General features: G+C 42.4%; 9 protein-coding genes. 4 read left to right on the forward strand and 5 right to left on the reverse strand.

Annotation, left to right across the window (positions count from 1 at the left end):
- Positions 1-27: 27 nt before the first annotated feature.
- From HMPREF9064_RS03000 to udk, 5 genes are read right to left on the reverse strand one after another with little or no spacing between them, the layout of a single operon-like run.
- Positions 28-1851: a DUF4153 domain-containing protein gene (locus HMPREF9064_RS03000; RefSeq protein WP_006718939.1), complete on the reverse strand. Its 1824-nt coding sequence runs from the start codon at positions 1849-1851 to the stop codon at positions 28-30.
- Positions 1852-1907: 56 nt separating this feature from the next.
- A complete protein-coding gene (locus HMPREF9064_RS02995) occupies positions 1908-3098 on the reverse strand; it encodes a sugar transporter (protein WP_006718941.1) in 1191 nt (396 codons plus the stop codon).
- Between the two features lie 2 nt (positions 3099-3100).
- Entirely contained in the window at positions 3101-4303 is a 1203-nt protein-coding gene (locus HMPREF9064_RS02990) for an AsmA-like C-terminal region-containing protein (protein WP_006718943.1), read from the reverse strand.
- Positions 4304-4888, reverse strand: a complete 585-nt coding sequence (gene dcd, locus HMPREF9064_RS02985) for a dCTP deaminase (RefSeq protein WP_006718945.1) — start codon at positions 4886-4888, stop codon at positions 4304-4306.
- A 9-nt stretch (positions 4889-4897) separates the two neighbouring features.
- The gene (udk, locus tag HMPREF9064_RS02980; RefSeq protein WP_006718946.1) at positions 4898-5548 is read right to left on the reverse strand and encodes a uridine kinase; all 651 of its coding nucleotides are present in this window, start codon (positions 5546-5548) and stop codon (positions 4898-4900) included.
- 263 nt (positions 5549-5811) lie between these two features.
- Between udk and HMPREF9064_RS02975 the strand changes: the two genes are divergently transcribed.
- From HMPREF9064_RS02975 to fbpC, 4 genes are all read left to right on the forward strand, one after another.
- Positions 5812-6852, forward strand: coding sequence for an ABC transporter substrate-binding protein (locus HMPREF9064_RS02975; RefSeq protein WP_006718948.1), 1041 nt, complete (start codon positions 5812-5814; stop codon positions 6850-6852).
- 155 nt (positions 6853-7007) lie between these two features.
- A complete protein-coding gene (locus tag HMPREF9064_RS02970) occupies positions 7008-8042 on the forward strand; it encodes an ABC transporter substrate-binding protein (protein ID WP_006718951.1) in 1035 nt (344 codons plus the stop codon).
- A gap of 66 nt (positions 8043-8108) precedes the next feature.
- The gene (locus tag HMPREF9064_RS02965; RefSeq protein ID WP_006718953.1) at positions 8109-10166 is read left to right on the forward strand and encodes an ABC transporter permease; all 2058 of its coding nucleotides are present in this window, start codon (positions 8109-8111) and stop codon (positions 10164-10166) included.
- 16 nt (positions 10167-10182) lie between these two features.
- Positions 10183-11229, forward strand: a complete 1047-nt coding sequence (fbpC, locus tag HMPREF9064_RS02960) for a ferric ABC transporter ATP-binding protein (protein ID WP_006718954.1) — start codon at positions 10183-10185, stop codon at positions 11227-11229.
- The last annotated feature ends 31 nt before the right edge of the window (positions 11230-11260 follow it).

Consider the following 11260-nt stretch of genomic DNA (forward strand, 5'->3'; position numbering starts at 1 on the left):
TGAAAAATCACCGCACTTTTTTATCTTCTATTTATAGAATACGCCGTTAATGGATAGCCGTTGTGCGGCATAACCTTTGTAGTCACCTCTTTCGTCATATTCAATAGTTAAATAATCAAAAAAGACCACTACGTCACCTAGCACCACATAAGGTTTGGCGTCTTTTGTTAAGATGGCCAACTCATTTTTAGTGTATTTTTTGTGAATATCCAAATTGTGTCGGGCAAACAAATCACGCAAATAGGCATCAAGATTCCATGTAACGTATTCTCCACCCTCTTTTCGTTGTATTTTTAACAAAAAATCCGGCGGGTTATTGTTGCGCAAGAAATCTCCGCATTTGACATAAGCACCATTTAATTTGCCGTGCGAATCTAAAACCGCTTCCAATCCAATCTGACAATCCTCTTCTTTTGAATTAAGCTCACTAATGGTAAATCGACGATCTGCTACTTCGCCATTAAGCCACAGGAAACGGTTGTAATTCTGAATATCCATAAACTGCTCTTGTTTATTTTCAATCTCAAAATAAGGCACTAATTCCTCTTGATAACCATTTGATTCAGGCAACCATTCATAAAGCGATTTTTCTTTCGGTATACCATAATGCTGTTTAAATTCCTCAACCCATTGTTTATCTGCCCCTAATAACACAGCATAGGTTCTATTGCTAAATTCGTCAGACAATTTAGCATCATTTCCTCGAGTCGCTGTCCATTGTTTAATGTGCTCTTCAGTTAATTTGCCATTGCTATCTAATAATTGTTGAGTTTTTACAAAATTATCAAAACGAGCCAATTGATCTTGGTAAGCGATTTGGTTTGCGTCAATCACAAAAACATTACTTAATAACGCTAGCAACAGCACGCCGGCAAGAAGACGATATTGTCTGATTTTCGGCACGAGCAAAATGAAGTTCCATAATACAAGAATCATAGCCCCCATGAGTAAATACACGCGATCTTGGGTCAAGCCATAATACTGAATGCGAATAGACATGGCATACCACAACATCACCAACGGCAATAAATTGAGCCACGGCAACAGACGATAAAACTTCTGCCATTTTTCGTTATCCAACAGGATTTGCAAGGTATAAAGCACAATGCCAATCATCAAATAAGGAAATGCCACATTGGCGATCATGCCTTCCGGCATTTTACCTTGGATCAAAATCGACACTGCATAAGCGTAAATAATCAGAGTATAAATCACCAACGCAGGGGATAAAATCCAGTTTAGCAGAATCTTGCTTAATTCATTAAAACGCCCGCTAAAGAGATTTTCTCGTTGCGACAAACTTAAATATGCCAGTGGGAAAATCCACCACCACGTCACTAACCAAATCCGAGAATACATCGACAAGGCATACATATCCACATGGAATAATGCTTGAATGGCTGCTGCCAATCCGTTGCCTATTCCACCGATGATCAGCGCAAACAATGTGGCAATCACAGCATTGAGCATATTATTGAGCAAGATACTCATAAAAGTGCGGTTGTTTTTTGCCACGTTTTTACACAAGAAAATTACTAATACGGCAAGGTTTAAAATACCGAAACGCGCACTTTGTGTGAAATCGTTAAGATCAACCAATGTCGCCAACACTCCAAACGCGATAGGAATAAAAATACTCAAACGATAATATTTATTTCCATGGGTCAAATTAACCAACATAAACGCCATTGGCGCCCATAGCAAAAAGTCGGCATAACGCTCCATCATCGCCTTGGGTTCAGGGGCAAAAATCGGGATTGCACCACAAATTGCCACCAATAAAAGCTCAACCGGGTGTCGAACCAAGGCTTGTTTCGCAAGTTGAACAAATTGCAAGAGCCATTTTTTCATAAAATTTCCTTCTTTTTATTAGAGATTATTTCCGCTATTGGCTTTTCCATAGCGAATTAGAGATTATTTCCGCTATTGGCTTTTCCATAGCGAAAATGAATATAAATAAACAGCAGTAGCCCCATCGCTGCAAAGGCCGCTCCGGAAAAACCGATATTGGCTAAACCAAAATGTTGCATCACTTGATTACCAAACAACGCGCCTCCTCCTATACCAATATTGTATAGCCCCGAATAAATGGCCATGGCTACATCCGTCGCATCCGGTGCCAGTTGTAGTACTCGCACCTGCAAACTCAGTCCAATGCCCGAAATACCAACACCCCATACGAATGCCAGTAAATACATGGAAAATTCGCTATGACTGAATGGTAATAACAAAATCAAAGAAAATACTAAAATAGCCATAGACGTCAACAAGAATTTGGCCGGCGCAAAACGGTGAAAGCGGTTAAAGAGAAGGCTTGCGGTTACCCCTGACAACCCAAAAATCAATAAAATTGCGGTAGCCACACCATCACTCATTCCTCCAACGCGAATGATGAAGGGCTCAATATAACTATAAGCGGTAAAATGCGCTGAGATAATAAGTATAGTTAATGCATAGAATCCCACTAATAACGGGCGCTTAAATAAAGAAGGCACGCTACTTAGTGAACCGGCGTTGCGACTAGCCAAGTGCGGTAGGAATCGATAAAGCAATAAGAGGATACAAAACGCAAGAAAAGCAATAATGCCAAAGGCTTCTCGCCAACCTAAAAACTGTCCGATAACCCGTCCGAGCGGCAAACCTAACACCATCGCCAACGCACTGCCCATCGCCAATAGCCCGATGGCCTGTGCTTTTTTGTCTTTCGGCGCCACACGCACAGCCAAGGATGTGGTAATCGACCAGAAAATTGCGTGAGTAAACGCAATGCCGATACGGGAAAGCAACAACACCCAAAAATCCCACGCCAATACCGACAAAATATGGCTGGCAACAAAAATAATGAATAATTTAATTAACAGGCTACGCCGTTCTAATTTTGCCGTCATCAACATAAACGGCAACGACATGAGAGAGACAATCCAAGCATAAATGGTAATCATCAGCCCGGTTTGCGCCACGGGGATTTGAAAACTGTGAGCAATGTCTGAAAGTAAAGCCACCGGTAAAAACTCGGTGGTGTTAAATACAAAAGCGGCAAAAGCCAACAAAACGACGCGGAAAAATTTGAGGCGTCGAACAATTCTTAAAGCAACCATCGTTATTGTTTTAATTTACGTTTAATAAGATCTTTAATTTTACTGCGCAAGTTTTTATCAAATTGCACTTCATATTGCGGTGAATAGCAGCTATCAAAAAAACGAATTGGCAAAGTGAACTCCGCATATTTTTCATCAGTCGGATGCAGATTTAAATCAACGTTACATTGCATTGATTGCAAATCTACAACACCAGTTCCCTCTCCTAAAAGAGCGGTAGTTTTTAACGACATTTTTTCAATATCCAGTTGATGCCCATTGAGTCGGAAAAGGCTGGTTGCTTGGTCATATTTGGTGTTTAAGCTGACTTTCTCTTTAAGTTCTGCGTCATTCCAATTGATCGGTAAATACTGTCCTGCTAAGTCCAACAGATTCAAACCCAATAATTCGCCGTTTTTAGCATCGAAAAAGAATTCACCGTTAATGATTTGAGAATGGGCAAACTGCACGGCAATCTCTACATCGGCGGAACCGGTAATGGTTTTCGGGAAAGTCAGCCACGTCAACAAACGTTCAATAGGATAATTTTTAGCGGAAAAAGCGACCGCACTTTGTTCCGGCTCGCTTACATAATCCAAGTGCGCAGTACAAGGCAAATTCGGTAGGCAGCCGGAATCAATATCTGCAGTGAGATGTTTGGTGTATTGGGATAAATCCAACTCCGTTTTAACAAAGCCCACCTTCTCTTCATTTAAAACAACATGATCAAAATAGGCTGCAAGTTTTCTCTCATTACTGCGCTCAATTCCGCCTTTGATAAAGCGAAAATTAAAAATTCTATTGTTACCGTACAGTGGTTTTGCTAATTCCACCACAATCTGACTATCACCACTCAACGCGATATTGTCAGGAGTAATGTTATCAAGGGAAAAATCAGAGAAACGCATTTGAATATTTGCCGAGTTTTGCGCGTTTTCAGAGAGCTTAACATTTTGAATGTCGACTTCCTGCAATTTGACATCACCAAAAAACATTGCCGATAAGGGAAATTTGCCTGTCAGTTTTTCAATGCTAATTTGGTTGTGTTTAACACTTTCAAAAGCCAAATAAGGCTGCGGAAAAACGCCAATATTAAACTCTTGGAAAGTGGTTTCATGTTGCGCCAGTTTAGCGGTGACCTTGGTTTCCAACTTCTGAATTTGGACATAAAAAAATGCAAAGATCGCCAATATCACGACCAAAGTAATGATTGCGATCTTTTTCATTTATTTGTCCTCGTCAATACGGCTGGCAACAGCATTTTGCTGGTTTTTATATTTAGCATCTTTGCGACTGCTGTAAGGGCGTGCAGCTGGGCCACTTAACACTTCAAAACTCAATGCACCAATAATCATATTTGGGCGCAACGCCAACGGCAGCTTGCCGGAATTGTAAAATTCCAACACAATTTTGCCCTCCCAACCCGGGTCAATGCGATGTGCGGTCACATGCACCATTAAACCTAAACGCGCCAAAGAAGAACGTCCATCCAGCCAACCGATAATATTGGCCGGCAGTTTTACCGATTCCAAAGTGGTGGCAAGAGCAAGCACACCGGGGTGTAAAAAGAAGGCTTCATCATCACCGATAATAATTTCATCGCTCATCACCAATTCCAACTGCGCCGACACTTCTTCTTTCGGACCGCTTAAATCAATGTAAGGTGCGGAATGTTCACGGAACACACGGAAAGAATTACCCAAGCGGACATCAATAGTAGCGCCGTTAATCTTGTCATTTGACGGGCGCGGGTTAAGAGAAATCAAACCTTCGTCTAAATAACGTTCAATGTCAGTATCACACAATCTCATGATCCGTTCCTATTTTTTACTTAATAGCTGCATAATTTGGGCTTTTAACATATTGATGGCAATACGATTTTTACCACCACGCGGAATCACAATATCGGCGTGTTGTTTGGAAGGCTCGATAAATTGCAGGAACATCGGGCGCACGGTGGCACGATATTGATCAATGACGGATTGAAGGGTACGACCACGTTCTTCCATATCACGCTGTAAACGACGAATAAAGCAAATATCTAACGGCGTATCCACAAATACGGAAATATCTGCCAACTGGCGTACACGCTCGTCTGTGAGTAATAAAATCCCCTCTAAAATCACAATACGTTTTGGCGTGAAATGGGTCACCTCATCGGTTCGGGTATGCTCCACATAACTATACACGGGAATATCAACGGCGTTGCCGGCTTTTAAGGCTTTCAAATGGGCAATGAGCAAATCACGGTCCATAGAATTTGGGTGGTCATAATTGGTTTTGACCCGTTCAGACATCTCTAAGTGGCTTTGGTCTTTGTAATAACTATCTTCTGCAATAATACCGATTTCTTCACAGCCTAATTCATGACAAAGCTCTTTGTGCACCGTAGAGGCAATAGAACTTTTTCCTGAAGCCGAAGCGCCTGCAATGGCGATAATAATACAAGATGATGCTTGATGCTCTGACATACCGTTTCCCTTTCTCTCATTGAGTAAATAAATTAGCGAAATTATAAAGAAAAAAGCGTTTTTTTGACATAAATAGATCCATTTACAAACAATTTTTCTACAACTAATTTTTTACGCAACATATTCGCTCATAAAATTCTTCGTTTTGTGAGACTTCTCACATTAATTGAGGGGTATTTTATGTAACATGAAAATCTTGAAAGCACTTGCTTGAGCGCATTTCATATTACATTTTCATTTTATGAACAATAAAGAGGTACAACATGAAACTAAAATCACTTTCTCTTGCAATTTCAACCGCACTTTTAGCCGGTGGATTACTCGCATCACAAGCTGCAACGGCAAAAGGTCGTTTAGTCGTGTATTGTAGTGCGACGAACATTTTATGTGAAACCACCACCAAGGCATTCGGTGAAAAATATGATGTCAAAACCTCCTTTATTCGTAACGGCTCAGGCAGCACCTTTGCCAAAGTAGAAGCGGAAAAAAATAACCCGCAAGCAGACGTGTGGTTCGGCGGTACATTCGACCCACAAGCACAAGCGGCTGAATTAGGCTTAATCGAACCTTACAAATCTAAACACATTGATGAAATCGTAGAACGTTTCCGTGATCCGGCAAAAACCAAAGGCAACTATGTATCCGCCATTTACATGGGGATTTTAGGTTTCGGCGTGAACACAGAACGTCTGGAAAAATTAGGCATCAAAGAAGTGCCGAAATGCTGGAAAGACTTAACGGATCCACGTTTGAAAGGCGAAGTACAAATTGCTGACCCTCAAAGTGCCGGTACAGCCTATACTGCGCTTGCCACGTTCGTACAACTTTGGGGCGAAGACAAAGCCTTTGATTTCTTAAAAGCTTTACATCCAAACGTTTCCCAATACACCAAATCCGGCGTCACCCCATCCCGTAACGCGGCTCGCGGTGAAGCGGTTGTTGGTATCGGTTTCTTACACGATTACGCACTTGAAAAACGCAATGGCGCACCATTGGAACTCGTGGTGCCATGTGAAGGCACCGGCTATGAATTAGGTGGCGTGAGCATCTTAAAAGGTGCACGCAATATCGACAACGCGAAATTATTCGTGGATTGGGCGCTATCTAAAGAAGGTCAAGAATTGGCATGGAAACAAGGTGAATCTTTACAAATCTTAACTAACACAACGGCGGAACAATCTCCAACAGCATTTGATCCAAACAAATTGAACCTTATCAATTATGACTTTGAAAAATACGGCGCGGCCGAACAACGCAAAGCCTTAATTGAAAAATGGGTTCAAGACGTTAAATTAGCGAAATAACACGCTAAAGTGCGGTCGAAAATTCTTGTATTTTTCTCACCGCACTTTTCTTATATTGATGGCTCGTGTCATTACGACGCGAGCCTATCACTATCATCAGAACGCACATCAACAAAAGTGCGTTACCTCGAAATCAAAAACACAGGAGTGTTGAAATGAAACTCTCAAAAATTGCGTTAGCTCTTTCAGGCGTTGTACTCGGTGGGATGTTATTAAGTGGCAATGCTGCGGCAAAAGGTCGCTTGGTTATTTATTGCAGTGCGCAAAACACCATGTGCGAGCAAGAAGCCATGGCATTCGAGAAAAAATATGATGTAAAAACCAGTTTTATTCGTGGCGGCACGGGCACTATCTTAGCCAAAATCGATGCGGAAAAAGATAACCCTCAAGGTGACGTTTGGTATGGCGGTACAATGGATCCGCATTCCCAAGCGGGTGAAATGGGCTTGTTAGAACCGTATAAATCACCAAACCTGCCACAAATTGTTGAACAATTCCGTGATCCGGCTAAAACGAAAGGCAACTATTCCTCTGCTATCTATCTTGGTGTGTTAGGTTTTGGTGTGAACCCTGAACGTTTACAAAAACTCAATTTGCCAATACCAAAATGTTGGAAAGATTTAGCTGATCCTATGTATCGCAATGAAATTCAAGCGGCGGATCCGCAAAGTTCCGGTACAGGCTATACTCAATTAGCCACTTATATTCAGCTTTGGGGCGAAGAGGAAGCCTTCAAATACTTGAAAGCGTTAAACAAAAACGTTTCGCAATATACCAAATCCGGTAACACAGCAACTCGCAATACCGCCCGTGGCGAAACAGCAATCGGCATCGGCTTTTTACACGAATATTCGTTAGAAAAAGCCAAAGGTGCTCCGGTTGAATTAGTGGTACCTTGCGAAGGTACAGGCTATGAAATTGGTGGTGTCAGCGTGATCAAAGGCGCACGCAATCTTGAAAATGCCAAACTTTTCGTGGATTGGGCACTATCTAAAGAAGCGCAAGAATTAACATGGCAAAAAGGCGAAGCCTATTCCATTTTAACCAATACCACGGCACAACAATCGCCTTATGCGTTAGATTTTAAATCCGTTAACCTGATTAACTATGATTTTGACAAATACGGCGCCACCGATTTACGTAAACGCCTCATCACCAAATGGGTCGATGATGTCAAATTAGCCAAATAACCATAGTGAAATTAAAGAAGCAATGCGCTGTTGCATTGCTTCACTTTTCTACTAATGCGAGGTTGTATGAACGCAAATAAACTTCCAATAACACATTCTGCTCATTTTTGGATCATTTTATCCTTAATTGCATACTTGGTTTTACCTTCCCACGCTCTAGATTACGGCTTGTTCGACAGTACTGCCGACGAATTCTATGATGCCATGGGTTGGTCGTCTTTTAACATTACCGCCTTTTGGTTCTTGCCGGTAATTTTATACGGTTTATTGCCGTGGCTAAAATTACCAACCAATACGCAAGCCAAAGCGGAACTTTACTTATTAGCACTTGCTACGCTGTTTACTTTTATCAGCGCCAGCGTGCTGAAAATCAGCATGGGCTATTCGGTAATCGTTTTACTCATTGGTTTCACCGCACTTGCTACGCTCTCTTTTGCTAAGTTAAAGGTCATGCAAGGCGACAAATTTATTATCGCCTCCTTGCTTTGCATTATTTTGCTGATTTTCTTCTTCATCGTTTACCCAACATTGGCGATTTTTGTCTCCATGTTCTACGACGGGGACACCTTTGCACCACAACAAGTGATGCGTATTTTGACGCAAAGCTACATTGTGCGCGTCATCAGTAACTCCTTGTTTTTATCCGGCTTCGTGGGTATCGTTTCTACGGTGTTCGGTTTAGCCTTTGCTCTTTACACGACCCGTATCGCACGCCGAACTGCATTTATCGGTAAAATCTTCTCTATTTTGCCGATTGTTACGCCACCGTTTGTCGTCGGGTTAGGGGTTACCTTAATGCTGGGTCGCTCCGGTTATGTGACCGAGTTTTTATCCACCAATTTCGGTTTTACCAATCACAACTGGTTATACGGTTTTAACGGTATCGCCATTGCACAGATTTTGGCATTTGCGCCAATTTCCTTCATGATTTTAGATGGCGCATTAAAATCCGTGCATCCGTCTATTGAAGAAGCGTCTTACACGTTGCGTGCTAACCGTTATCAAACCTTCTATAACATCATTTTCCCGTTACTGCGCCCGGCCTTGGCTAACTCGTTCCTCATCGTGTTCATCCAATCGCTCGCAGACTTTAGTAACCCGTTGGTGTTGGGTGGTAGCTTCGACGTTATTGCAACGCAAATTTACTTCTACATTGCCGGTTCACAATTAGATTACGCCTCCGCCAGTACCCTTGGCTCCATGTTGTTAATCTTCTCCTTGGCGATTTTTATCATTCAATATTTATGGATTGGTAACCGCTCTTATGTGACCGTTTCCGGTAAATCTTATCGCGGCGATGTACAAGAACTCCCTGCCGGCTTGAAATACACGATTATTTTCATGCTCGGCTCTTGGGTTATCTTCAACTTGTCACTTTACGGCAGTATTTTCTACGGAAGCTTCACCGTCAACTGGGGTGTGGACTATACCTTAACCTTGAAGAACTACGCCATGCTGTTCGGACAAGGATTAAGTGACGGCGCGTGGCCTTCCTTAATTAATACCTTAATTTACGCCGGTATCGCCGCCCCACTCACTGCTATTTTTGGTTTATTAATTGCCTATATCGTAGTGCGTAAAGACTTCCAAGGGAAAAAATCCCTTGAGTTCTTAACCATGCTTTGTTTTGCCGTACCGGGCACCGTGGCGGGGGTCTCTTACATTCTTGCCTTTAACAATGCGCCAATGTACATCACCGGCACCAGTATTATCGTGGTGATTTCCATGGTGATGCGTGATTTGCCAATTGGTATGCGTGCGGCGATTGCAGGCTTGGGACAATTAGATAAATCGCTGGACGAAGCCTCCCTTTCTCTGAAAGGTAGCTCATGGAAAACCCTGTGGTATATCGTGTTACCATTATTAAAACCGGCCTTGCTTTCTGCACTTGTCACCAGTTTCGTGCGTGCCATGACAACAGTAAGTGCAATCATCTTCTTGGTGACTGCGGATACCCGTGTAGCAACCGCATACATCCTAAACCGTGTCGAAGACGGTGAGTATGGGATTGCCATTGCATACGGTTCTATCTTAATCGTGGTGATGATGGCGATTATTTTATTCTTCGACTGGATTGTCGGTGACACCCGCATTTCCCGTTCCAAAGCGAAAAAAATGAATTAAGTTGTAGGTAAAAAATATGAGTAATGATTTCTTGGTATTAAAAAATGTCACAAAAGCCTTTGGCAAATCTGTGGTAATTGATGATTTGGATTTAACCATTAAACGCGGCACCATGGTGACGTTGCTTGGTCCATCCGGTTGCGGTAAAACAACCATTTTGCGTTTAGTTGCCGGTCTTGAAAACCCAACCTCCGGACAAATTTTCATTGACGGAGAAGACGTGACCAAATCGTCTATTCAAAACCGTGATATTTGTATCGTGTTCCAATCCTACGCGTTATTCCCGCACATGAGTATCGGTGATAACGTCGGCTACGGCTTACGCATGCAAAACGTGAGCAAGGAAGAGCGTAAACAGCGCGTTAAAGAAGCCTTGGAATTGGTGGATTTGGCCGGGTTTGAAGATCGTTATGTGGATCAAATCTCCGGTGGTCAACAACAACGTGTGGCGCTTGCTCGTGCGCTTGTTCTCAAACCGAAAGTGTTACTGTTCGATGAACCGTTAAGTAACCTCGATGCTAACTTACGTCGTGCGATGCGGGAAAAAATCCGTGAATTACAACAAAGCCTAGGCATCACGTCTCTATACGTGACCCACGACCAAACAGAAGCCTTTGCGGTATCTGATGAAGTTATCGTGATGAATAAAGGGAAAATCATGCAAAAAGCACCGGCGAAAGATCTGTATCAACGCCCGAACTCCTTATTCTTGGCTAACTTCATGGGCGAATCCAGTATTTTCCCGGCGAAATTGCAAGGAAATACCGTTAACATTCATGGCTATGAACTTGCCTTAAACAATGCAGCCCAATTCAATTTACCGGACGGTGATTGTTTGGCAGGCGTTCGCCCGGAAGCCGTTTATCTGCATGAAACCGGCACAGAAGCGCAACGTTGCACAATTAAAAGTGCGGTGTACATGGGTAACCATTGGGAAGTTGTGGCGGTATGGCATGGTCAAGATTTGTTGATTAACTGCCGCCCGGAACAGTTCAACCCGGCATCGCAAGAAGCCTATGTACATCTTTCCGAGCAAGGCGTTTTCCTGTTAAAAAACCAATAAAAATCAAAAATAATTAAAATTTTAACCGCAC

It is taken from the genome of Aggregatibacter segnis ATCC 33393 (assembly GCF_000185305.1).
GTDB classification, from domain to species: Bacteria; Pseudomonadota; Gammaproteobacteria; order Enterobacterales; family Pasteurellaceae; genus Aggregatibacter; species Aggregatibacter segnis.